Source organism: Variovorax sp. RA8 (genome assembly GCF_901827175.1).
Lineage (GTDB): Bacteria > Pseudomonadota > Gammaproteobacteria > Burkholderiales > Burkholderiaceae_C > Variovorax.
On record NZ_LR594662.1, the window covers coordinates 615,109 to 638,703 of the forward strand.

General features: G+C 63.7%; 23 protein-coding genes. 15 read left to right on the plus strand and 8 right to left on the minus strand.

What is annotated here, in order from left to right; all coding sequences use genetic code 11:
- Window positions 1-158: 158 nt before the first annotated feature.
- From E5P3_RS02935 to E5P3_RS02955, 5 genes are all read right to left on the minus strand, one after another.
- Window positions 159-1,580 carry an MFS transporter gene (locus E5P3_RS02935; protein WP_162589504.1) on the minus strand — a complete coding sequence of 474 codons (1,422 nt, stop codon included), beginning with the start codon at window positions 1,578-1,580 and terminating at the stop codon, window positions 159-161.
- A 370-nt stretch (window positions 1,581-1,950) separates the two neighbouring features.
- Window positions 1,951-2,574, minus strand: a complete 624-nt coding sequence (locus E5P3_RS02940) for a pyridoxamine 5'-phosphate oxidase family protein (RefSeq protein ID WP_174263031.1) — start codon at window positions 2,572-2,574, stop codon at window positions 1,951-1,953.
- Window positions 2,571-3,932, minus strand: coding sequence for an adenylosuccinate synthetase (locus E5P3_RS02945; RefSeq protein ID WP_162584608.1), 1,362 nt, complete (start codon window positions 3,930-3,932; stop codon window positions 2,571-2,573). Before E5P3_RS02945 ends, E5P3_RS02940 begins: the two co-directional genes overlap by 4 nt.
- 1 nt (window position 3,933) lies before the next feature.
- A complete protein-coding gene (locus E5P3_RS02950; RefSeq protein ID WP_162584609.1) occupies window positions 3,934-4,398 on the minus strand; it encodes a RidA family protein in 465 nt (154 codons plus the stop codon).
- 158 nt (window positions 4,399-4,556) lie between these two features.
- Entirely contained in the window at window positions 4,557-5,336 is a 780-nt protein-coding gene (locus E5P3_RS02955; protein WP_162584610.1) for an AraC family transcriptional regulator, read from the minus strand.
- Window positions 5,337-5,446: 110 nt separating this feature from the next.
- Between E5P3_RS02955 and E5P3_RS02960 the strand changes: the two genes are divergently transcribed.
- The 9 genes from E5P3_RS02960 (at window position 5,447) to E5P3_RS03000 (ending at window position 12,989) form a co-directional block, all read left to right on the plus strand.
- Window positions 5,447-6,304 carry an alpha/beta hydrolase gene (locus tag E5P3_RS02960; protein WP_162584611.1) on the plus strand — a complete coding sequence of 286 codons (858 nt, stop codon included), beginning with the start codon at window positions 5,447-5,449 and terminating at the stop codon, window positions 6,302-6,304.
- 324 nt (window positions 6,305-6,628) lie between these two features.
- Window positions 6,629-7,318, plus strand: coding sequence for a helix-turn-helix domain-containing protein (locus tag E5P3_RS02965; RefSeq protein ID WP_162584612.1), 690 nt, complete (start codon window positions 6,629-6,631; stop codon window positions 7,316-7,318).
- On the plus strand, window positions 7,315-7,884 hold the full coding sequence (locus E5P3_RS02970; RefSeq protein ID WP_162584613.1) for a DUF6036 family nucleotidyltransferase: 570 nt from the start codon (window positions 7,315-7,317) through the stop codon (window positions 7,882-7,884). The genes E5P3_RS02965 and E5P3_RS02970 overlap by 4 nt, the downstream gene beginning before the upstream one ends.
- Window positions 7,885-8,418: 534 nt before the next feature.
- Window positions 8,419-9,036, plus strand: a complete 618-nt coding sequence (locus tag E5P3_RS02975; protein ID WP_162584614.1) for a DJ-1/PfpI family protein — start codon at window positions 8,419-8,421, stop codon at window positions 9,034-9,036.
- Window positions 9,037-9,170: 134 nt separating this feature from the next.
- On the plus strand, window positions 9,171-10,493 hold the full coding sequence (locus tag E5P3_RS02980) for an MFS transporter (RefSeq protein WP_162584615.1): 1,323 nt from the start codon (window positions 9,171-9,173) through the stop codon (window positions 10,491-10,493).
- 42 nt (window positions 10,494-10,535) lie between these two features.
- Window positions 10,536-10,940: a cupin domain-containing protein gene (locus E5P3_RS02985; protein ID WP_162584616.1), complete on the plus strand. Its 405-nt coding sequence runs from the start codon at window positions 10,536-10,538 to the stop codon at window positions 10,938-10,940.
- Window positions 10,941-10,950: 10 nt separating this feature from the next.
- Complete coding sequence (locus E5P3_RS02990) at window positions 10,951-11,292, plus strand: ferredoxin family protein (RefSeq protein ID WP_162584617.1); 342 nt, start codon at window positions 10,951-10,953, stop codon at window positions 11,290-11,292.
- An 11-nt stretch (window positions 11,293-11,303) separates the two neighbouring features.
- Window positions 11,304-11,954 carry a helix-turn-helix domain-containing protein gene (locus tag E5P3_RS02995; protein WP_162584618.1) on the plus strand — a complete coding sequence of 217 codons (651 nt, stop codon included), beginning with the start codon at window positions 11,304-11,306 and terminating at the stop codon, window positions 11,952-11,954.
- A 342-nt stretch (window positions 11,955-12,296) separates the two neighbouring features.
- Entirely contained in the window at window positions 12,297-12,989 is a 693-nt protein-coding gene (locus tag E5P3_RS03000; RefSeq protein WP_162584619.1) for a class I SAM-dependent methyltransferase, read from the plus strand.
- Between the two features lie 236 nt (window positions 12,990-13,225).
- On the opposite strand, the gene E5P3_RS03005 is transcribed toward E5P3_RS03000, so the two are convergent.
- Both E5P3_RS03005 and E5P3_RS03010 read right to left on the minus strand, forming a co-directional pair.
- Window positions 13,226-14,176, minus strand: coding sequence for an aldose 1-epimerase (locus E5P3_RS03005; RefSeq protein WP_162584620.1), 951 nt, complete (start codon window positions 14,174-14,176; stop codon window positions 13,226-13,228).
- Window positions 14,177-14,180: 4 nt separating this feature from the next.
- Complete coding sequence (locus E5P3_RS03010; RefSeq protein WP_232072962.1) at window positions 14,181-15,101, minus strand: SMP-30/gluconolactonase/LRE family protein; 921 nt, start codon at window positions 15,099-15,101, stop codon at window positions 14,181-14,183.
- Between the two features lie 141 nt (window positions 15,102-15,242).
- Between E5P3_RS03010 and E5P3_RS03015 the strand changes: the two genes are divergently transcribed.
- On the plus strand, window positions 15,243-16,037 hold the full coding sequence (locus tag E5P3_RS03015) for an SDR family NAD(P)-dependent oxidoreductase (protein ID WP_162584621.1): 795 nt from the start codon (window positions 15,243-15,245) through the stop codon (window positions 16,035-16,037).
- A gap of 31 nt (window positions 16,038-16,068) precedes the next feature.
- On the opposite strand, the gene E5P3_RS03020 is transcribed toward E5P3_RS03015, so the two are convergent.
- Window positions 16,069-17,031, minus strand: coding sequence for a LysR family transcriptional regulator (locus E5P3_RS03020; protein ID WP_162584622.1), 963 nt, complete (start codon window positions 17,029-17,031; stop codon window positions 16,069-16,071).
- Between the two features lie 110 nt (window positions 17,032-17,141).
- On the opposite strand from E5P3_RS03020, the gene E5P3_RS03025 reads away from it, so the two are divergent.
- The 5 genes from E5P3_RS03025 to mmsB all read left to right on the plus strand — a co-directional run bounded on the left by E5P3_RS03025 (window position 17,142) and on the right by mmsB (window position 23,589).
- Window positions 17,142-18,596 carry an aldehyde dehydrogenase family protein gene (locus E5P3_RS03025; RefSeq protein ID WP_197893932.1) on the plus strand — a complete coding sequence of 485 codons (1,455 nt, stop codon included), beginning with the start codon at window positions 17,142-17,144 and terminating at the stop codon, window positions 18,594-18,596.
- A gap of 37 nt (window positions 18,597-18,633) precedes the next feature.
- Entirely contained in the window at window positions 18,634-19,599 is a 966-nt protein-coding gene (locus E5P3_RS03030; RefSeq protein ID WP_162584623.1) for an ABC transporter substrate-binding protein, read from the plus strand.
- A 58-nt stretch (window positions 19,600-19,657) separates the two neighbouring features.
- Window positions 19,658-20,737, plus strand: coding sequence for a multiple monosaccharide ABC transporter substrate-binding protein (gene chvE, locus E5P3_RS03035; protein ID WP_162584624.1), 1,080 nt, complete (start codon window positions 19,658-19,660; stop codon window positions 20,735-20,737).
- Window positions 20,738-20,858: 121 nt separating this feature from the next.
- The gene (mmsA, locus tag E5P3_RS03040) at window positions 20,859-22,382 is read left to right on the plus strand and encodes a multiple monosaccharide ABC transporter ATP-binding protein (RefSeq protein WP_162589508.1); all 1,524 of its coding nucleotides are present in this window, start codon (window positions 20,859-20,861) and stop codon (window positions 22,380-22,382) included.
- Window positions 22,383-22,410: 28 nt separating this feature from the next.
- Window positions 22,411-23,589, plus strand: coding sequence for a multiple monosaccharide ABC transporter permease (mmsB, locus tag E5P3_RS03045; RefSeq protein ID WP_197894003.1), 1,179 nt, complete (start codon window positions 22,411-22,413; stop codon window positions 23,587-23,589).
- The last annotated feature ends 6 nt before the right edge of the window (window positions 23,590-23,595 follow it).

Here is a 23,595-nt window from a genome sequence, read left to right on the forward strand (position 1 = left end):
TCGGCCCGCAGGGCTGGATGAACTGCATGCGAGTGAGGTACGGGCGCCGAACACCATCAACCGGGCAGGCGCGTTGGCTGCGCCCGCTCCGATCACATGCAGTGGCGCGCGTCCGGGACACGTCGGCATGACATCTGCTGCACAACTGCCGAACGTCATCAAAGCTGCCGAGCTGCGACCCCCGGCGCGGGACGCTCGCTTTCGTACAGCGGATCATGGTCCGGATTCTCAGAGAGCTGCTCGAGCGACGAACCTCTTGTCTCGATCCCAAACTGATAGACGATGAAGGCAGCGACTACGAAACAAAGCGATCCGAGACCGAACACTCCGATCTGCCCAGTAGCCGGCAGGATCACACCCACTGCGGCCGGCCCGATGAGCGACCCGACCCGACCGGTGGTTGACGCGAGACCGCAACCCGTGGCGCGAGCGCGCGCCGGGAACAGCTCCGGCGTGTAGGTGTAGAGCACAGCCCACATGCCAAACAGGAAGAACTGCATCAGAGCGCCCGACGAGATCAGCCAAGGCAGCGACGCTCCTGTGGAGGCCATCTGACCGTAGATGAACACCATGACCCCGCCGCCGACCAAGGTTGCGACGCAAGCCGGCTTTCGTCCGAACCGCTCGACCATCCATGCAGCCCAAAGAAACCCTGGGATGCCACCGCATGCGATGTAGACGGTGTAGAGGACCGACTTCGATACAGCGAGTCCGGACTGCTGCATGAGCGCGCCGATCCAGGTATTCAGCCCGTAAAAACCAAGCAGGGCGAAGAACCACAGTCCACAGACCGTCAGAGTCCGCCGTCTGTACACCTTGGACCACAGGACCGTCATGCCAGATTCAGACGAGTGCTCGACCCCAGGGCCCGCCGCTGGAATCGGCAGGGAAGAGACCTTCAGCCTCCTCATCACGGAAGCTTCTATCCTGTCCACCACGTCGGATGCTTCCTTGAAGCGGCTGCGCGATTCGAGCCAACGGGGCGATTCAGGAACATAACGCCGAACAACAAACAAGAATGCCGCCGGCAAGCTCCCCAGAAAAAACATCGTGCGCCAGTCATACGAGGCCAACACGTAATAAGACATCAGCCCAGCGCAGATAAATGCGATTGGCCAATTGCCATCCATGAGCGCGAGGTACTTTCCGCGGCGCTTGGCGGGAATGAATTCCGACAGAATGGTCTGCGCCAATGGCAATTCCATGCCCATGCCGAGCCCTAGAACAACCCGGTAAATGCCAAGTGTGGTCGCATCCTGTGCCGTGGAGCAAAGGTAACTCGCGATGCCCCAGACCAGCATGCTGACCTGGAAGATCGGCTTCCTGCCGAACCGGTCGGCCAACATTCCTGACATCAACGCGCCGATTCCCATTCCCAAGAAGCTGGCGCTTCCCAACAACCCGGCTTCGGCAGTTGTAAGACCGAACTCGGTCTTGATGGAACCGAGCAGGTAGCTCATCATTGCGAGGTCCAGATTGTCAAAGAAAAAGGCCAGGGCAATGACAATGAAAAGGCTGTGGTGGTACCCGCATAGCGGAAGCCGTTCTAGACGGTCCGCAGCGGTGGGTAGGCTAGACATGATTTGACCTCGGTTGGGTTTGAGCGATGAGCGTTGAGTGTCAATTTGCTTAAAACTGGATGACACGGCGCAAAGATATTCCTTTCGATCAACCACCGGATTCGACAAAGTGACGTCGACTGTTTCGAGACTGCCAACTTGTTTTGGCGCGAGCGACGAGGCTTGTTCACAACGGATTGACGTCGCCACTCGGCCCGCATCATCCGTAAAAACCCTGAGCTTTGCCTGCGCCTTGGCGCTGGATGCGCCAGCGCATCGATAGTGGTAACCGACAGCGTTTTGCTGAGCCGCGAATGGCGGTGAGGCGTCTCTCAGTCGAAAAAAAAACCTCAGCGATTAGTCTGAGGTCTCTGTGGGAGCAAAATGCCTGCTACCGAAAACGCATGCTGTCGAAAGCTTCCGGCCCTAGGCCAGAAATCGTCGCACCGGGCGAAAAGGGATACCGGAGATAGGGCGCCTGAGGTTGACCCGGCGGCGAATATTGGCCATCGGCCAGTATTCTCTTCTTTGCAGTCATTTCCAGAACCTCGCACCGATAGGCCACGATTTGCTCGGCAGCACCTTGCTCTATAGGCAGATAATCATTCTCTGGCCGGAATTTGCCTAACGCCCGCATCTGGTGTTCGATGACATCGGCCACTACCTTGCGAAAGTTCGTTCTGCACTTGGCGATGACGCTGTAGTACTCCAGGCTGGTGTTCTGACCCTTCGGTGCTTTCAGCAACGCGATGGGCCTGTCAACTTCGATGGTTATGAGTGGATCGCTTTGGAGCAAGCCTGCCAAGCGACCATGTCTTGAAGAATGCAAGAGAAACTCGCTTCCGATGAAGGTAAAGCTCTGCGCCGCCACGTAGGGCGACTCGCCGTCATTGACGGCAATTCTGCAGATCATCTCGTCCTTGAGGAATGCTTGTATCGCCTCCCAGTCGGTCCAGGCAAGGTCTGCTCTTCGCATGGAAGCATTGTTGAGAAATGCGGGCGTGGCAGTTTTCATTTTTCCCTTTGGAAGTAAATAAGCTGTGAACGCATGGGCCCGGTGCCGAGCGCTCGGACCTCGCAGCCCAAGGAGGCCTGCAAGAGGCGAACGAATGCAAGAACTGGATCTGCAATCGAAGCCGGCGTTGATGCTCTCAAGGCGGCATCGTCAAAGACGGCCAATTCTTCAAGAACAGGAACCTGATCGGTCCCGAGGTATTTCACAACCACCGGGATCTTGCCTGCAGGGGTTTCTCCAAAGAGGCGGAGGCAATCAACCTTGTTGACGAATATTTCGTCGACTCCGAATCGCTCAATGGTCTGCCTTAGCTGCGGAATATCGATGAGCCCGATGCGCCGCGGGCGACCAGTCCCCGTGCCATACTCGCCAGTCAGCATTCGCAGGGCCACCCCGAGCTCGAAGCCATCGCCCGTTTTGAGCAGCTCGAATGGAAGATATTTCCCTGCTTCGTACTCTGCTCCGCGCCGCAGTTCCGCCGCGGCGGCGCAGTAGTCCGCCGACTTTTCCCCGCCAAGTTCCGAGGGAAAGCTGCCCATCCCAACGCGAGAGACAATCGCCTTGACGACACCTATGGTCTTCCGGTGAAACCTGCAATTCAGATCGCCGCCGACGTATGCGAAACTTGGATCCGTGTGGCTTGCCGTCACGTAGGGCTGGTCGCCATATCCCACGTCCAAAAGAACCGACTGCGCTCCTTCGAAAAGGACCCGCGCACCGGCGCGCACCTTTTTCGTCAGGAAGAGTGGGTCGTCTATTACAAGCGATTTGACTTGCTGCCAGGCGACGTCCAGTTCCTCCAGGCTCGCCGCAAGTTCCGAGGAATCAAGGGCAGCATTCCCCAGTCGTCTTGCATTTCCGTCGATGGTGGAATACACGGCACCGACATCGGAGGCCAAGTCCTTCAATTGCAGGCCCACGCGCAATCCTGCGCGCATCCGCATCGCGCGATCTGCATAGCAGGGTCCGATCCCGTTCCCGGTCGTTCCGATCTGCCTCCCTTCCTGCCTGTCGACTTCGAGGTGATGGGGTTGGATGAGTGCTGCCCGGCTGCTGATGAAAAGACGACCCTCCATCGAGACTCCCAGTTCACGCAGTTGCGCGATTTCGGCTGCGAGCTTCACTACGTTGACTGCGCAGCCCGAGCCTATGTAAAGGGTTTTTTGCTCGTGAAACGCCGCCGATGGCACTTGCATCAGCTTCGCGGTGCCACGCTCGGTTGCAACCGTGTGCCCCGCGTTGGCACCGCCGTTGAACCTTCCAACGATGTCGTATTCGGGCGCCAGAATGTCAATGACCTTGGCCTTGCCTTCGTCTCCGTATTGGAGCCCGACGAGTACGTCTGCGTACCCGGACACGTTAGGCCTTCAAGGCAAAGGTGGCCTCCACTTCCACGGCGGCACCGAGTGGCAGGCTGGCCACGCCAATGGCGACCCGTGCATGACGGCCTTTCTCGCCGAATACGCTGAGCATGAGCTCGGAGGCCGCGTTGATGACCGCAGGCGCGTCGAAGAAATCGCGCGAGGTGACGACGAAACCGCCCAGCCTCACCAACGAGGAGACGCGCTCCCAATCCCCTGCTGTGGCGTCTCTTACGCTCGCCAGAATGTTCAGCACGCACAGCTTCGCTGCTTCGCGCGCAGCTTCCAAGGGCACCTCATTCGGAACACTGCCGATGGCGGAGACCTTGCCGTTCAGGATCGGCAGTTGTCCTGAGACGGTAAGAATCGTTCCCTCGAGAGCATAGGGCTGGAACAATGCACTGGATTTGGCAAGAACAGGAATTTCCAAGCCAAGCTGAACGATATTTTCGGAGATCGACATATTGAATCGTGAATGAAGAAGGTCGTACGTAGAACTACATGCAACTGTAGTGCGTAGCCTTGCGTTTCATTCGCTTCAATGTGCCAGCTGCTATCGCCGAAGTGCCAACTCGTCGGAGCATTGGATCGATTCAGATCGTGGCGCCTCACGGCGTGGTGTCACTGGCTATTCACGAAATATTCGCTGGGTGTCACGCCCAGGAGTCTTTTGAACATCGCGCTGAATGCGCTTGGGCTTTCGTAGCCTGAGAGAGACGCTGCGTCTGCAACATTCTTTCCCTCTGCAAGCATTTGAATTGCCGACATCAATCTTGCTTGCTGTTTCCATCTGCGGAAGGACAGTCCGGTCTCGGATTGAAATTGCCGGATGATCGTTCGGCCGCTGGCCCCGACCTTGTCTCCCCATCCGTCAATCGACGTTTCGTCGTTCGGATTTTTGACGATCTCCTGGCATATTTTCAGTATTCGACTGTCAAGCGGAAAAGGCAAATGCAGGGGAATAATCTGCACGGGCCTCAGTTCCCACAGAAGCAACTTGATGGCCAAACCGTCCCGGCCCGCTTCATCGTAATCGACAGGCATCGCGGCAGCTTCCGCGATGAGTTCCCTCAACAGGGGGGAGACCGCGATGACACAGCATTTGGTGATTTCTTCCGGAATCACATCTGCTCGTAGATACAAGGTGCGCAGGGCGGTGGGCCCGCACGTCTGCATGGAGTGCTGGGTTTGGGGCGGGACCCAGACTGCTCGCTGCGGCGGCACGATCCAGGAGCCTACTTGCGTATGCACCAATATTGCCCCCGACGTGGCGTAGATCAATTGTCCGCGCGGGTGCTCGTGATATGGAATAAAAAACCGGGCAGGGAGATCACGTGCCATGCCGCCGACAGGCCTAGGTATTCCTTGATAGTCTTCTCTATTCTCGCTTTTCCCGAACATGTCACTTCCTCGATAGGTGTTGTCATCTGCAGGCGAGCGCTACGGGCTTGGGCTTCGTATAGTCTCATAGCGATGAAATCTTCGCAATCCTTACGACTCATTATTACGCCATGGCTATTTACAGAAATTTTAACCAAGAACAGCTCGACGCGCAGTACAACGTACGCGCCGGAATTCCGAACTACTTGGAAATCTTTGCTCGCTGGAAATCGGATGGGGCTGCCTTCAGGTCTGCGCATGTCGTGCAAGAAAACCTGGCCTATGGTGAAGACGAGAAGCAGCAGCTGGACTTTTTTCCTGCTACCGATCCGGATCAGCCCTTACTCATTTTCATTCACGGCGGATATTGGCAATCGCTGGACAAGTCTGATTTCAGCTCAATTGCAGGCCCTTATCTTGAGAAAAACATCAATGTTGCGGTCGTGAATTACCGGTTGGCTCCCAGTGCAACGATGTCCGAAATCGTGAGCGACAACCAGAAAGCGTTGACGTGGCTCTTCGACAACGCTTCAAGGCTGAACTTCAGTCGCGACAGGATTTTTGTTTCCGGACATTCCGCGGGTGGACATCTGACAGCCGTACTCGCTGGCACCGATTGGAAAGCGCTCGGATATCCGGCCGATCTCATCAAGGGTGGTTGTGCAATCAGCGGCTTGTATGACCTGGAGCCAATTCGTCTCTGCTATCTCAACAAGGTCGTAGGCCTTACTGCGCACGATGTCGCAGTTTTCAGTCCCCTACGGACCCCACGCCCATTTAAGGTGCCGATGATCCTGACCGTGGGCGGCGCTGAGTCGCCTGAGTATTTCCGTCTTCAAGCGGAATACGAGCAGCTCCTGAAGCAGGAAGGCTCACTGCTTAGGGTCGTCGACTTGAAGACCGGCCATCACTTCGATGCGGTCGATGCACTCGGCGTTGGCAGCGGTGAACTTTCGCAAACCGTAGTCCGGATGATTTGCAGCAGCTGATTGCGCGCACAAAGCCGTCGGGTACACGCCCCTAGCAGGCTGCTGAAGTACCTAACTCGAAGGTTCCCCGTCAGCGGGCTTGGCGCGTTGTCCTTGCAGACCTACTAAACCACCCCCGATGCGCGGCCCTGACACATTCACCGAAGGCTTGTTTCACGATGAGACGGCTGGACGATTCGTTCCGCCGACCACCCTTTGCGCCGCATCAGGGTGATGGGGTCGATCTGCATCGCAGTCCAAAGGCGTGGGCAAGACCTCGTCCTTCGGAAGGTTGACCAGTAAAGTAGTCAAATCCAGGGGGAAATTGACTAGAATTCTGGACAAATGACAGCCCAAACGGATGTGACCTCGGTTCTGGATCGCCAGTTGCTTCTGCAGCTGGGGGAGAGGCTCAAGCGCGTTCGCCGCCAAAAAGGCTTCTCGAGCACAGCCTTGGCTGAGCTAGTTGGCATCTCGCGCACCACACTAGCAGCCATCGAGTCTGGGGACTCATCACCCTCCATGGGGAACTACGTGCGCGTGATGTCGGCCCTAGGAGTCTCAGCAGACCTTGCCTTGTTGGCAAGCGATGCCCTGCAAATCACCCCCGGTGTTGAGGGTGGGCCGCGCAAACGGCCAGCGCCTGCCGGTTCCGTGTTGGTCAGGGCTGACGGCAGTCATGATGCGCAAGATCTGCAAAGCCTGATGTTGCATGAGGAGGCGATCAAGCTGATGCGCAGCGATCCGAAATTGATCGACCAGGCTCTCGCAACCCTGGAGGAATGGCGCAGCTCGGGCAGCAGTCATTCGCGATTCCTGTGGGACGAATGGTCAGTCATCCTGCACCGGCGCGATTGGCGTCGCGCCCTGAGCACGTCGCGCCGCGGCAGGGAACTGCGGCAGGCGTCGCCCCTGCCAACCATCTTGCCGGCGTCCCTCCGTGCGGCCGTCCTTGAACAAGTAAGCGCCCTGAAAAAGGGAGTCCTGCTAGGGTCGAAGTCGCGCACGTCCGCTTCCGAAGAGGGGTCTAGATGAACCGCGAGGACCTCGAGCACATCATTCGTGCCGCTGGCGACGTAACCGACGAATATGAGTTCATCATCGTTGGCAGCCAGTCCATCCTCGGGCCGATCCCATACCCTCCGGACGTTTTCAGGCTGTCGGCGGAAGCGGACATCTATCCGAGGGATGCCGAGGAGAAATCAGAGCTGATCGAAGGAGCCTTGGGCGAGGGTTCGCAGTTCCATACGACGTATGGATACTATGCACAGGGCGTCGATTCGACGACTGCCAAACTGCCGCTGGGTTGGGAGGGGCGCCTGCATCGCGTTCAGAGCGAGAAGGGGACCAACGGCCGTCTCGGTCTTTGCCTGGATGTCATCGATTTGTTCATGTCCAAGGCTGCGGCCAACCGAGAAAAGGACCGTGAGTTCAACATGGCCTTGTTGCAGCACGGCTTCGTGAAGGCGCCCGATGCCATCAAGATGGTCGACCAGATGCACCTTCTTGGCGACGCGGACAAGCGCAGCATGCGGGCACGCATTCGACGCTGGGTGAAGCTTCTAGACAGGCGTGGCTACGACGTTCCGTCAGGCGATTGATCCGCGGTCAAACGCACTGTCCGGATTGAGCGCCTGTGGTCCGTCACTGCCTTGTGCCTGCGTTGCGTGGATGCAACGACTAGAGTTTCGTCGGTATTTCTGTCGGTATTTGTGAAGGCTGAAGTCGTCTGATCCAGCATCCGTGCGGGGTTCCAAAGGATTTGTGATTCCTGGCGGCGGACCAGAACATCGTTTCGCACGATCTCAAAACAGCTCAGAACCCGCATGCTTGCTTAGCATCGCGGGTTTATTTTTTGGGTCTGTGCCTGCATGACGCACGCCCCCCGTGACAACAGTCGCGCGCCCGCGTCTGAGCCGCCAACACTTCCTTTCCCACAGACTGAACGTCGACGGGTCAGTGCGCTTGAGGAACCGCCCGATGTCCGATAGCTGCTGGCAGCACAGGGCCCACGGACGGGTTGTCGCTTGCAGGAGGTCAGGATCTGCGCGACTACTCCCTGAGTTGCTCATTGGTAAACTTTTCCGTAAAGTGTTGCTTGGCGGCCTGTGTTGCCGCCTCCCACGGAGCATTGGATGAAGTTTGCCTTCCTGCTGTACGAGGGCGTTGAGCCCATCGACCTGGCCGCCATCGGCGTGATCTCGATGGCGAAGCGCGTGATCCCAGAACTCAGCTACCTGACGGTGGCGGCCGATGGAGGCCTGCAGCGGCTCTCGAACGGGCTCAGGGTTGCACCGGACTTCACCCTCGGCGATTGCCCTGATGTCGATGCGATCATCGTCCCCGGCGGACCCGGCTGGCCGGCGGCATCGGAAGACGCCGCCATCCGCTCCTTTCTTCAGCGCCGCAGCGGCAGCGCAACACTGGTCTCCGTCTGTACGGGCGCCATGATCCTCGCTACGGCGGGCCTGCTCGACGGGCGAGTGGCGACGACCAAGTGCGAGGTCCGCGCGCCCGAGCTTTCTCCTTTGGCCGTGCTGGCGCGCGAACATCCGGATGTCGATGCGCGCAAGGCGCTCGTCGTCGATTCCGGGACGATCATCACCGGTGGCGGCGTGTCGCTGTGCATCGACGCCATCCTGCACGTGCTCGCCACGCGCATCGGCGCCGATGAAGCGGCCGAAGTCGCCCGCATCATCGAGTACGCGCATGCATGGCAAGCCAACAAAGCGCGCCTGCCGACCCTCGCCTGAACCGCGGGTTTGTCCCATCTCCGGATTGTTTGACACCTCGAATTGGGAAACCTATAGTTTCCCAACAGACAACAACTCGTTGCCTGAATCACCGCTAGCTCAGCGGCTCGTGTTTGTCGAAACTGGAGAAGGCGATGGAAATTACGGATGCAGGTGCCTATGGCGCCGTCCCTGCGACCAAGTCGGACCACCGGGTCAAGCGGGTCGTCTTTGCGAGCGCGCTTGGAACGATCATCGAGTGGTACGACTTCCTGATCTACGGCGCGGCCGCGGCGCTCGTGTTCAACAAGCTGTTCTTTCCCGCTGACGATCCCTTCGTCGGCACACTCGCCGCGCTGGGAAGCGCCGCGGTCGGATTCTTCGCGCGGCCTTTCGGCGGCGCGGTGTTCGGCTACTTCGGCGACCGGCTCGGGCGCAAGTCGATGCTCTTGCTGACGCTGGTGATCATGGGGCTGGGCACCTTTGCGATCGGCCTGCTGCCCACCTATGCGCAGATCGGCATCTGGGCACCGATCCTGCTGGTGCTCTTGCGGATCATCCAGGGCATCGGTCTTGGCGGCGAATGGGGTGGGGCCGCGCTGATGGTGCTGGAGCATGCGCCCGCCCGCCGGCGGGGCCTGTGCGGCAGTCTCGTGCAGGTCGGCTTTCCGATAGGCCTCATCCTCTCGGCGGGCGTGTTCGCGCTCGTGTCCAAGCTGCCCGAGGAAGAGTTCCTGTCCTGGGGGTGGCGCGTGCCCTTTCTCTCGAGCCTGGTGCTGGTGATCCTCGGCGCCTTCATACGGATGAGGGTGGAGGAGTCGCCCGTCTTCGAGGCCATGAAGGCGAAGAAGGAGATCGCGCGCAATCCGCTGGCAGAGGCGCTTTTCAAGCATCCCAAGAGCTTCTTCATCGCCATCGGCTTGAAGATCTCCGAGGTCTCGTGGGTCTACATGCTCACCGTGTTCGTGGTGGTGTATGCGACGACCAAGCTTGGCTTGCCGAAGTCGCAGATCCTGGACGCGATCATGATCGCCGCCGCTATCGAGATCGTGACCATTCCGCTGTTTGGCTACCTGTCGGATGTGTTTGGCCGGAGGCCGTTCTACTTCGCGGGATCGTTGTTCACCATCGCGTTCGCGTTTCCCATGTTCTGGCTGCTGGGGACGAAGGACCCGCTCGTGATCGTCGCCGCAGTCGCCGTGGCGCTCAGCTTCGGCCACGGGCTCATGTTCGCGCCAGAAGCCACCTACTTTCCGGAGCTCTTCGGCGCCAGGTCGCGCTACAGCGGCGCATCCTTTGGCTTCCAGGTCGCGGCGGCCATCGGCGGCGGCTTGACACCGGTGCTCGCCACCGTGCTGAGCGAGAAGATGGGTGGCACCGCAGGCATCTCGATCATGCTCATCGTACTGGCGCTCATCACGCTGACGGCCGCGCTCTTCGCGCACGAGACACGCAACAAGTCGGTGTCTGCCTTGTAGGCGGATTCCATCCCTTCGCTTATTCGTTCCAAAGGAGTTTCCATGTCCAACACCCATACCGCACAACGCCTGTCCGGAAAGCTCGAGCCCACCAAAGGCGGCTCGATCTACGTCGATCCGGAAAAGCTCGAATGGCAGAAGTCGCAGTTCGACAAGATCTGGATGAAGGTGCTCTACCGCAACGACGAGGCGGGCGAGATGACGGTGCTGCTCAAGTGGGAGCCCGGCGCCGTGCTGCCTTTCCACAAGCATCCGGAGATCGAGCAGAGCTGGGTGCTCGAAGGTTCTTTCTACGACCACGACGGCATCTGCCGCGCCGGCCAGTACGTCTGGCGCACACCTGGCTCGCTGCACGAGACACGCTCCGACGAAGGCTGCCTGCTCCTGGCTGTGTATCGCAAGCCCAACGTGTTCTTCAACACCGCCGGGTTCCAGGCCGCGGCCTGAGGGCGAAAGCGTGGCGTACGTCGTCACCGACGCCTGCATCCGCTGCCGCTATGGCGAATGCATCGAGGTCTGCCCGCAGGACGCGTTCCGCGAAGGGCCGAACTTCGTCGTGATCGATCCGCATGCCTGCGCCAACTGCGCCTTGTGCGAGATGGTCTGCCCGGTGCAGGCCATCTTCCCCGAGCAAGGCCTCGGCGATGCGCTGCGCCCCTTCGTCGCCTTGAACGCCTCGCTTGCCCGGACCTGGCCGCGCGCCGTCTTCCGCGGGCCGCTGCCCGATGCCGACGAATGGGCTCCCAAGAAGTCCAAGCTCGCGCAGCTCGACGCCGGCACGCCGGAGGTGCGTCCGTAAAATCGGGCGACATGCCAACGACCAAACGCCCTGAGACAAGAGCAAATGGCGAAACGAACGCCACACCGCAGGACGACGCGCCCCTGCCTGTCGATCTGGGCGCGCGGATCAAGCAGCAGCGGCTCGCTGCCGGCCTGACCCTGGCTGAGCTCGCTGAGCGCGCAGGCTTCGGCAAGGCCTACCTCTCGCGTATCGAGAACGGCAAGAAGGTGCCGCCCATCGGCACGCTCTCCCGCATCGCCGACGTGCTCGGCATCGAAGCCGCGGCGTTGCTGCAGACTGCGGGCGTGCGCAGCCGATGGCGCGGCGCCAGCGTCGTGCGCAAAAGCGAGAAGCGCGCGACCGTGCTCGGCGGCAGTGCCTTCGGCTACGACTACTTCGCGCTCACCGACGCGACCGAGGGGCGGGCGCTCCAGCCCTTCCTGTTCTCCTTTCCTGCCGAGGTCGACAAGTTCGTCTTCTTCGAGCATGACGGCGAGGAGCTGCTCCACGTGCTGACGGGGCGCATCGAATGGCAGGTGGGCATGGACAAGTACATCCTCGAGGCCGGCGACACGATCCATTTCGATTCGCGCATGCCGCACCGTGGCCACAGTCTTTCGGGTGCGGCCACTGCACTCGTGGTCATGTACTCGCCTGGGAAGGCCGCGAACCTGGCTTGAGGCGCGTAGCCCGCCGAGACGAACGAATGGATCGTCCAATCCCCGGCCGTTCGCCTGCACTCATCGGTGCCGCGGCGCCGGACCATGCGAGACACAACGCCCTGCACTACGTCCGGCTCCTCGGCGGATGCCTGTAGGAGCGAGCCGCGCCAGAATCACCGCATGAAGGCACTTGCGCCACGCCCCATTTTGCGGAACTGTTCTTCGATGGCCTTCGCGTTGTGATTGTTGGAACAAAGCTGATTCGCGCCTCGGGCTGTGCGTCACTGCGCCCGGCAAACCGAAGGTCCCCACGATCCGCGCGCAGGCGCAGCAACGCCGCACAGCCTGGAGGCCAGAACGATGAAGGAAAGCAGAGCACGATCCGAACACTTCGGCCAGCCGAGTCTCCCGGTCCAGTCAAGGCCGGAGCCGGCCCTGTCGGAAGCCGGCGTTGCCCGCGCCTACAAGCGCCTCGCGCCCGTGTATGACCTGCTTTTCGGACAAGTGCTCGAGCCCGGACGAAGCCGCATGGCGGAGGTCGTTCGCACGCTGCAGCCCGCGTCGCTCCTCGAGGTCGGTGTCGGGACCGGGCTCGCCCTGGGGCGCTACCCAACCGCTTCGAGGATCGTGGGCATCGACCTGTCCCACGAGATGCTCGAGCGGGCGCGTGAACGGGCGCGCGGTCTGCCCGATCACCAGATCACCATCGAGTCCATGAACGCGGAGCGCATGAGCTTTGCGGATGGAACGTTCGACTGCGTGACCCTGCCTTACGTGCTGTCCGTCACGCCCCGGCCGGCCGAACTGGTGCGCGAGATCCGCCGCGTGTGCAAGCCCGAAGGGACCATCGTCGTGCTCAACCACTTCAGTGGAAGCGGCTTCTGGTGGCTCATGGAACGGGCCTTTCGTTCTGCGGCCGAGCACATCGGCTTTCGTTCCGACTTCCGCTACGAGGAGCAGATCCTCTCCCACGACTGGGAAGTGGTCGGCATCGAGTCGGTCAATCTGCTCGGCCTCTCCAAGCTTGTCGTGCTGAAGAACCGCAGGTCCTAGCTAGAAGTCGTGGAAGCGCGGAAGCTGGCTGGCCCTGCAGCCCTGCAGCCCTGCTGGACGCAGGTGCGCCGGATCCGCTGATCAACCCGCTCGGCATCCAGGGCCTGGGCGAGGTCGCGATGGTGGGCGTAGCCCCGGCCATCGCGAACGCGGTGTTCCATGCCACCGGCCGACGCTTGCGCAGCCTGCCGATGCGGGCGGAGCATCTGCTGGCCTCTGCCGCGTGAGCGATGTGGTCAGGGGCTGCCGTCACCCGCCGCAGGCTGGCCACCGAAGGGCTCGATGCGCCATTGGATGCGCATCTTCAGCGTCTCTCCCGAACCGAGTGTGCGCAAGCCCGGCCGGCCTTCCAGGTGAAAAGCATCGATGGGCTGGGTGATCGGCTCGAAGCAGAAAGCCGGCCCTTTGGGCGGCCGATACATCAGGCAGTAGTGGCGCGCCGCGCCGCCGCCCTCGACGAAGTCCGGCATCGTCAGGCTGAGCTGCAGGCGATGCTCCGGCCACTCGATGCGCGCGTGGCCGCCCCAGCCGGTGTAGGCGTTGTCGACAAAGCTCCCGAAGGCGGGTGCGCCCCGTCCCAGGTCCCAATCCTCCGGGATCTCGCCCGTGTGCCGCGTCGGCAGCGGATCGCTGCCGCAGAGCCAGACACCTTGCACCGGCGCGACGATGCGCGTGCCGGCCGTTCGCATGAACCAGGGATGCACGCCCAGGCCGTAGGGCAGCGGCGTGTGGCCCAGGTGCCGGACCTCGAGCGTCTGGTCCAGGCCCTCGTCGACCAGGCGAAAGTGCTGGCTCGCCTGGTATTCGTAGGGGTTGCCTTCGAAGCGCCGTGAATGCAGCGTCATCGTCGCGGCATCGTCCACCGGGCTGTCGAGCTGCCAGCCCTGCAGCCAGCCGTCTCCGTGGATCGGGCAGGGCTCGCCCGCGCGGTTGGGACGCACCGGATGGAACTGGCCGCCTTCCTCGAAGCCGCCGCCGCTGATGCGGTTGGACCACGGCACCATCGGGAAGGAGGCCATGCGGTAGAGGTCGAGCGTGATGCCATCCCAGGGCCGCCACAGGTCGAAGAGGCCGTCCGCGCGCTCGATCTGCCATGCAGCGACGCTGCCGCCGAGCGAAGGCACGAGGCCCAGGCGCTGGCGGCCGTGGCGCAGCCAGACGACAGGGTGCGCAAGGTCCGCGGTCATGGGCTCAGCCACCGAAGCGGAAGGCGGGCAGCCCGGGGCTGTCCACCTCGATCGCGAACAGCCCGCCGGCCAGCGGCTCGGCCGCGCGGCGGGCTTCGTCCAGGCCGGCCTTGGCCGACGTGATGTACAGCGTGCGCAACTCGGGTCCTCCGAAGGTGCAGTTGGTGACCTGGCTCACCGGCAGCGCGATGCGCCCCAGTTCCTCGCCGCTCAGCGGGTGGTGGCAGCTCACGCAGCCGCCCGCCCAATGGGCGATCCAGAGCCGGCCGGCCGCGTCGGTGGTCATGCCGTCGGGCAGGCCGTCGCGGCGCGCGAAGCGCAGCCAGAGCCGGCGGTGGGCGAGAGTGCCATGCTCGGGATCGAAGTCATAGGCGTGGATACCGCCCTGGACCGTGTCGTTGAAGTACATCGTGCGCCCGTCCAGCGACCAGGTCGGCCCGTTGGTGACCGCGAAGCCGCTGTCATGCTGGGTGCACTGCCCGTCGGGGTCGAAACGGTACAGCGCGCCGCTCGGGGCCACGCAGTCGAAGTCCATGGTGCCGCCCCAGAACCGGCCGCGGGCATCGCACTTGCCATCGTTGAAGCGGTTGGTGAGGAGCGCCCGCTCGGGCCGGTGCAGCCACCGGGGCCCTGCGCCGGCTTTCGCCGGATCGAAGAAGGCGAAGCCGCGCCTCAGCGTGACGATCAGGCCCGGCGCGTTCTCGCGTTCCGCCAGTGCCGAGATCTCCTCGTCGAAGCCCCACTGGTCCTGCTCGCCGCTCGCAGGATCGAGCCGCCACAGCCGCTTCTCGAGGATGTCCACCCAGTACAGCGCGTGTTCGCGTACCGACCACATCAGCCCTTCGCCGAGGCTCGCCCCCGCGGCCTGGATGCAGCGCAGCGCGCCTTCGAAGCGCGGGGCGGGAAAGGTCGGGGAAGTGCTCACGGGTTGTCTCCGATGCAGGGCTCGCGGGCCACGCAGTGCCCTTGACGCGCCGCATCGTAGCAAGGCATATTGATAAGAGAAAGTAGGCAAACGCGTATTGATTGATACGCGATTTGCAATGTCAATCCACAGGAGACCTTCTTGACCGCTACCGCCTCGCGCGCGCCCGCATCCCCCTTTTCCACCTACCCCAGCCTGCGCGACAAGACCGTCTTCGTGACCGGCGGCGGCAGCGGCATCGGCGCCGCGATGGTCGCCGCCTTCGCCGAACAGGGCGCGCGGGTCGCCTTCGTCGACATCGCGCAAGAGGCCAGCGCGGCGCTCGCGGCGCAGATCGCCGAAGCAGGCCATCGCGCGCCGTGGTGGCGCAGCTGCGACGTCCGCGACATCGCCGCATTGCAGGCGGCGATCGCCGATGCCGCGCGCGAGCTCGGCGACTTCGCCGTGCTCGTCAACAACGTCGCAAGCGACGACCGCCACACGCTCGAGTCCGTCACACTCGACTATTACGACGAGCGCATGGCGATCAACGAGCGCCCGGCCTTCTTCGCCATCCAGTCCGTCGTGCCCGGCATGAAGCGCCTGGGCGGCGGTGCGATCGTCAACCTCGGCTCCACCGGCTGGCAAGGCAAGGGCGGGGCCTACCCGTGCTACGCGATCGCCAAGTCCTCGGTCAACGGCCTCACGCGCGGCCTGGCAGTGAACCTCGGCCGCGACCGTATTCGCATCAACACCGTCTCGCCCGGCTGGGTCATGACCGAGCGCCAGGTGCGCCTGTGGCTCGATGCCGAAGGCGAGCAGGCCCTCGCGCGCAACCAGTGCCTGCCCGATCGCCTGCAGCCACGCGACATTGCCCGCATGGTGCTGTTCCTGGCCTCGGACGACGGCGCGATGTGCACCGCGCAGGAGTTCAAGGTCGACGCGGGCTGGGTTTGAGGGCGGTCGGCAAGTCAGGCACCCCGCACCTTCAGCCTTCGACCTCCAGCTGTCGCCCATAGACCGCCAGGCTGGCGGCCTTGAGCGCGCGCATCATCACCTTCGCGGCCGGTGAGAGCAGGCGGTCGGTGTGGGTGATGATGCCGAAGGCGTCCATGTGGCAGGGCACCGCCACCGGCAAGATCGCGCCCAGGCCGTGCGCCGCGTAGTAGCGCGCCACGTCGGTCGCCAGCACCGCGAGCATGTCCGACTGCTGCAGCATGCGGGTGATGAAGAGCAGCGCCGAGCTCTCGATCACGTTCATCGGCGGCGCGAGCCCTTCCTCCCTGAACATCAGCTCGAAGCGGTGCCGCAGCACGCTGCCCGCCGGCGGCACGATCCAGCCGGCGCTCACCAGGTCGCGCAGCGTGAGGCCGGTCATCCCCAGCAGCGGATGGCCGGTCCGCACCAGCGCCGACACCGGCTCTTCGGTCAGCGGCTCGTAGTGCAGCTTGGCCTTGTCGTGCTCGGCCGACAGCCGCGCCACCAGGATGTCGAGCTTGCCCTGCTCGAAGCGCTCCATCAGCACCCGGCTGGTCTCGATCTCGAGGGCGACGCGCAAGTTGGGCTGGTCGCGCTTCACCAGCGCGATCGCCGGCGGCATCAGGGTCAGGCCCGGCGCGGTGATCGTGCCCACGCTCACCTGGCCGAAGCGCCCGGCCTTGAGCGCCACGAGCTCGTCGTGCGCCTCGTTGAGGCTGGCCAGCGCCATGCGGGCGTGGCGGATCATGCTCTCGCCGTACCAGGTGGGCCGCATGCCGCGCGGCAGCCGCTCGAAAAGCGGCACCTCCAGCACGTCCTCCAGGTCCTTGAGCAGCTTCGACGCGGCTGGCTGCGTCATGTTCAGCACCTGCGCGGCGCGGTGAATGTTGCCTTCCTCGGCCAGCGCGACCAGCAGCAGCAGCTGTCGCGTCTTGAGGCGCGCGCGGATGAACCAGTGCGTGTAGTTCGTCATCGGGTTTTCCTGAATCCTGTTTCGGGTATCAATTCGATCCAAATCTCTATTGGAAAGATATCGGTGCGATTCCTACACTCCGCCGCACTCATCCAGCAGGAGTTCCGACGTTGAAGCGCAGCCCCGAGGTCCAGCTCAGTGCCCGCCATTACATCAATGGCCGCTGGGAGACTGGCGTGACCAGCGGGCAGAGCACCAACCCCTCGGACCTGCGCGAGACGGTGGCCGAGTACGCGCGCGCCGACCGCAGCCAGACCGAGCTGGCCGTGCGGGCCGCGGCCGACGCCTCCCGCGCCTGGGGCATGACCACGCCGCAGCGCCGCGCCGACGCGCTCGACCAGATCGGCAGCGAGATCCTTGCGCGCAGGGACGAGCTGGGCCTGCTGCTGGCACGCGAGGAAGGCAAGACGCTGCCGGAGGCTGTGGCCGAGGCCGCGCGCGCCGGGCAGATCTTCAAGTTCTTCGCGGGCGAGGCCCTGCGCGTGAGCGGCGAGAGCGTCGCCTCGCTGCGGCCCGGCGTGCACGTCGACGTCACGCGCGAGCCGGTGGGCGTGGCGGGCCTGATCACGCCCTGGAATTTCCCGCTCGCCATTCCCGCCTGGAAGATCGCGCCGGCGCTGGCTTGCGGCAATGCGGTGGTGTTCAAGCCTTCCGAGCTGGTGCCCGCCTGCGGCTGGGCGCTGGCCGAGATCATCAGCCGCGCCGCGCTGCCGGCGGGCACCTTCAACCTGGTGATGGGCAGCGGCCGCGAGGTCGGCCAGGCGCTGGTCGAGCATCCGCTGGTCGATGCGATCAGCTTCACCGGCTCGGCCGCCACCGGCGAGCGCGTGCTGCAGGCTGCCGCCGCGCGGCGCGCCAAGGTGCAGCTCGAGATGGGCGGCAAGAACCCGCTGGTGGTGCTGGCCGATGCCGACCTGGAACTGGCCGTCGACTGCGCGGTGCAGGGTGCGTACTTCTCCACCGGCCAGCGCTGCACGGCCTCGAGCCGCCTCATCGTCGAGGCGCCGGTGCACGACGCCTTCGTTGCACGGCTCAAGCAGCGCATCGTCGCGTTGAAGGTCGGCCATGCGCTGGAGCCGGGCGTGGACATCGGCCCGGTGGCCGATCGCGCGCAGCTCGAGCAGAACATGGCTGCCATCGCGAGCGCGCGCGAGGAGGGGGCCGAGCACGTCTGGGGCGGCGAGCTGCTGCAGCGGCCGAGCGAAGGCCACTACATGAGCCCCGCGCTGTTCCTCGCCCGGCCCACGCACCGGATCGCGCGCGAGGAGGTCTTCGGCCCGGTGGCCTGCGTGCTGCGGGCCGACGATGCCGAGCATGCCCTCGTGCTGGCCAACGACACGCCCTTCGGCCTGTGCGCCGGCATCTGCACCAACTCGCTGCGCCATGCGATGCACTTCCGCCGCCATGCGCGCGTCGGCATGACCATGGTCAACCTGCCGACGGCCGGCGTCGACTACCACGTGCCCTTCGGCGGGCGCAAGGCGTCGAGCTACGGCGCAAGGGAGCAGGGGCGCCACGCCGCCGAGTTCTACACCACGGTGAAGACCGGCTACATGCACGCTTGACGGATCTTTCAGCCCATACCAACCAGGAGACGACAGCATGAAACTGACCCGCCGTACATTGACCTCCGCCATCGCCGCCGCCTCCCTGGCCGCGCTCCTGCCGGCCACCGCGCTGGCGCAGAAGAAGATCGTCCTGGGTTTCAGCCAGGTCGGCGCCGAAAGCGAATGGCGCACCGCCAACACCGAGTCGATCAAGTCGGCCGCGAAGGAGGCCGGCATCGAGCTCAAGTTCTCCGATGCGCAGCAGAAGCAGGAGAACCAGATCAAGGCCATCCGCTCCTTCATCGCGCAGAAGGTGGACGTGATCGCGTTCTCGCCGGTGGTCGAATCGGGCTGGGAAACGGTGCTGCGCGAGGCCAAGGCCGCCAACATCCCGGTGGTGCTGACCGACCGCTCCGTCAACTCCAAGGACGACTCGCTCTATGTGAGCTTCATGGGTTCCGACTTCGTCGAGGAAGGGCGCAAGGCCGGGCGCTGGCTGGTGGAGAAGATGAAGGACCAGAAGGGCGAGGTCAACATCGTCGAGCTGCAGGGCACCGTGGGCTCTGCGCCGGCGATCGACCGCAAGAAGGGCTTCGAGGAAATCATCAAGGCCGACCCGAAGTTCAAGATCATCCGCTCGCAGACCGGCGACTTCACGCGCGCCAAGGGCAAGGAGGTGATGGAGGCCTTCCTCAAGGCCGACGGCAAGAAGATCAATGTGCTCTACGCGCACAACGACGACATGGCCATCGGCGCGATCCAGGCGATCGAGGAGGCGGGGCTGAAGCCGGCCAAGGACATCACCATCATCTCCATCGACGCGGTGAAGGGCGCCTTCGAGGCCATGATGGCCGGCAAGCTAAATGTCTCGGTCGAGTGCAGCCCGCTCCTGGGCCCGCAACTGATGGCCGCCGTGAAGGACATCAAGGCCGGCAAGCCGCTGCCCAAGCGGATCGTGACGGAGGAGACGATCTTCCCGATGGAAGTCGCCGCGAAGGAATTCCCGAAGCGCAAGTATTGAAAGAGCGGCGCGCCGCGACGCCCGCTCGCCTCGCCAACGACCCCAGGAGACACAGTCCATGAAACGCAGCTTCCTCAAGTCCGCGCTCGCCGCGGCCGCCCTCGCCATCGCCGGCTCGGCCGGCATTCCCTCGCTCGCCCAGGCCCAGGACAAGGGCCCGATCGCGATCTCGATGCCGACCAAGTCCTCGGCCCGCTGGATCTCCGACGGGTCGAACATGGTCAAGTACTTCAAGGAGAAGGGCTACAAGACCGACCTGCAATATGCCGACGACGACATCCCGAACCAGCTCGCGCAGATCGAGAACATGGTGACCAAGGGGTCGAAGGTGCTCGTGATCGCGGCCATCGACGGCAGCACGCTTTCGGACGTGCTGCAGAAGGCGGCCGACAAGGGCGTGAAGGTCATCGCCTACGACCGGCTCATCAAGGGCTCGAAGAACGTCGACTACTACGCGACCTTCGACAACTTCCAGGTCGGCGTGCTGCAGGCGCAGTCGATCGAGAAGGCGCTCGACCTGAAGTCCGGCAAGGGGCCCTTCAACATCGAGCTCTTCGGCGGCTCGCCCGACGACAACAACGCCTTCTTCTTCTACAACGGCGCCATGTCGGTGCTGGACCCGTACATCAAGAGCGGCAAGCTGGTGGTGCGCAGCAAGCAGATGGGGATGGACAAGGTCGGCACGCTGCGCTGGGACGGCGCGGTCGCGCAGTCGCGCATGGACAACCTGCTGTCGGCCTACTACACCAAGGAGCGCGTGGACGCGGTGCTCTCGCCTTATGACGGGCTGTCGATCGGCATCCTCTCGTCGCTCAAGGGCGTAGGCTACGGCACGCCGCAGCAGCCGATGCCGGTGGTGTCGGGGCAGGATGCGGAAGTGCCTTCGGTCAAGTCGATCCTGCGCAAGGAGCAGACCTCGACCGTGTTCAAGGACACGCGCGAGCTGGCCAAGGTCACGGTCGCGATGGTCGACGCCATGCTGGCCGGCAAGACCCCGGAAGTGAACGACACCAAGACCTACAACAACGGCGTGAAGGTGGTGCCTTCCTACCTGCTGAAGCCGGTGAGCGTGGACGCCTCGAACTGGAAGCCGGTGCTGGTCGACAGCGGCTACTACAAGGAAAGCCAGGTCAAGTGAGCGTGCGGCACGGCGAGCGGGCGGTGCGTCCCGCGGCTGCGAAGGAGGCCCCTTGAGCGATGTCGGCGATGTGATCGATGTGAGCAATGCGAGCCTCGTGAGGAACGCCGTTCTTCTCGAGATGCGCGGCATCACCAAGACCTTCCCCGGCGTGAACGCGCTGGACAAGGTCAACCTCGCCGTGCGCCCGGCCGAGATCCACGCGGTCGTGGGCGAGAACGGCGCCGGCAAGTCCACGCTGATGAAGGTGCTCAGCGGCGTCTACCCCTGCGACTCCTACAGCGGCGATATCCACTTCGACGGCCAGCCGCGCCGCTTCCGCGGCATCGCCGACAGCGAGGCACTCGGCATCATCATCATCCACCAGGAGCTCGCGCTGGTGCCGCTGTTGTCGATCGCCGAGAACATCTTCCTCGGCAACGAGACCGCGCGGGGCGGCATCATCGACTGGAGCGAGGCCTGGCGCCGCACGCGCGAGCTGCTGGCCAAGGTGGGCCTGAACGAGCGGCCGACCACGCTGGTCTCGGACCTGGGCGTGGGCAAGCAGCAGCTGGTCGAGATCGCGAAGGCGCTGTCCAAGCGGGTGCGGCTGCTGATCCTCGACGAGCCGACCGCCAGCCTGAACGAGAGCGACAGCGAAGCGCTGCTGGCCCTGTTGCTGGAGCTCAAGGCGCAGGGCATTGCCTCGATCCTGATCTCGCACAAGCTTAACGAGATCGCCAAGGTGGCCGATGCAATCACCGTGCTGCGCGACGGCAGCACGGTCGAGACCATCGACTGCCGGCGCGAGCCGATCAGCGAGGACCGCATCATCCGGGGCATGGTCGGGCGCGACATGGCGCACCGCTATCCGCAGCGCACGCCGCGCGTCGGCGAGCGCATGTTCGAGGTGCGCGACTGGCGGGTGCACCACGCGCTGCACGCCGACCGCGAGCAGATCAAGGGCGTGAACCTGCACGTGTGCCGCGGCGAGATCGTCGGCATCGCGGGCCTGATGGGCGCCGGGCGCACCGAATTCGCGATGAGCGTGTTCGGCCGCTCCTACGGCCAGCGCATCAGCGGCACGGTGCGCATGCACGGCGAGGAGGTCGACGTCGACACCGTCCGCAAGGCCATCGACCACGGCATCGCCTACGTGACCGAGGACCGCAAGGGCGCCGGCCTGGTGCTGGAGGAAGACATCCGCACCAACATCAGCCTCGCGAACCTCGAGGCCGTGTCGAGCGCCATGGTGATCGACGAAGGGCGCGAGTACAAGGTGGCGAACGACTACCGCAAGGCGCTGCGCATCCGCAGCGCCGATGTCTACCAGCAGGTGGTGAACCTCTCGGGCGGCAACCAGCAGAAGGTGGTGCTGGGCAAGTGGCTCTTCGCCAAGCCGCAGCTGCTGATCCTCGACGAGCCGACGCGCGGCATCGACGTAGGCGCCAAGTACGAGATCTACAGCCTCATCGACCAGCTCGCGAGCGAGGGCAAGGGCATCCTGATGATCTCCTCGGAAATGCCGGAGCTACTCGGGATGTGCGACCGGATCTATGTGATGAACGAAGGACGCTTCGTCGCCGAATATCCGGTGGCCGAGGCGTCGCAGGAGCGCATCATGCGCGCGATCGTGAACTCGGGAGGTGGCGTCCATGGCCAATGAGGCACAGGCGGCGAAGGCCGCAACAGGCATGGAGGGCGTGGCCGGGAAGGCCGCCATGCACCCCGGTTTCCTGAAGAGCAACCTGCGCGAGTACGGCATGCTGATCTCGCTGGTCGCGATCATGGTGCTGTTCCAGGTGCTGACCGACGGCACCCTGCTGCAGCCGCTCAACCTCACCAACCTGGTGCTGCAGAACAGCTACATCGTCATCATGGCGCTGGGCATGCTGCTGGTGATCGTCGCCGGCCACATCGACCTGTCGGTGGGCTCGGTGTGCGGCTTCGTCGGCGCGCTGGCCGCGGTGCTGATGGTGGAGTACGAGTGGCATTTCGTACCCACCTTCCTCGCCTGCCTGATCGCCGGCGGCGCGATCGGCGCCGCGCAAGGCTGGTTCGTGGCGTACTTCCGCATCCCTTCCTTCATCGTCACGCTGGCGGGCATGCTGGTGTTCAAGGGGCTGACGCTGGCGCTGCTGGCGGGGCAGTCGGTCGGGCCCTTTCCGGTCGCCTTCCAGCGCCTGAGCTCGGGCTTCATTCCCGAGGCCCTGGCCACCGACGGCCTGCGCCTGACCTCGCTGCTTCTCGGCGCGCTGGCTGCAGTGGCGCTGGTGTTCTTCAAGCTGCGCGCACGCGCCCGGCTGGCGCGCCAAGGCATGGAGGCGGAGCCCTTCGCCTTCTTCCTGCTGAAGAACGCGCTGTTCGCGGCCATCATCCTGTTCTTCAGCTGGCTGCTTGCCTCGTACAAGGGGCTGCCCAACGTGCTGATCGTGATGGCGGTGCTGATCGTGGCCTACGACTTCGTGACCACGCGGACCACCGTCGGGCGGCGCATCTATGCGCTGGGCGGCAACGAGAAGGCGGCGCGGCTCTCGGGCATCAAGACGCAGCGGCTGGCCTTCCTGGCCTTCGTCAACATGGGCGTGCTGGCCGCGCTGGCGGGGCTGGTGTTCGCGGCGCGCCTGAACACCGCCACACCCAAGGCCGGGCTGGGCTTCGAGCTGGACGTGATCGCGGCCTGCTTCATCGGCGGCGCATCGGCATCCGGCGGCGTGGGCAAGGTGATGGGCGCGGTGATCGGCGCCTTCGTGATGGGCGTGATGAACAACGGCATGTCGATCCTCGGCATCGGCATCGACTACCAGCAGGTCATCAAGGGCCTGGTGCTGCTGGCGGCGGTGTTCGTCGACGTGTACAACAAGAACAAGTGAGGCCGT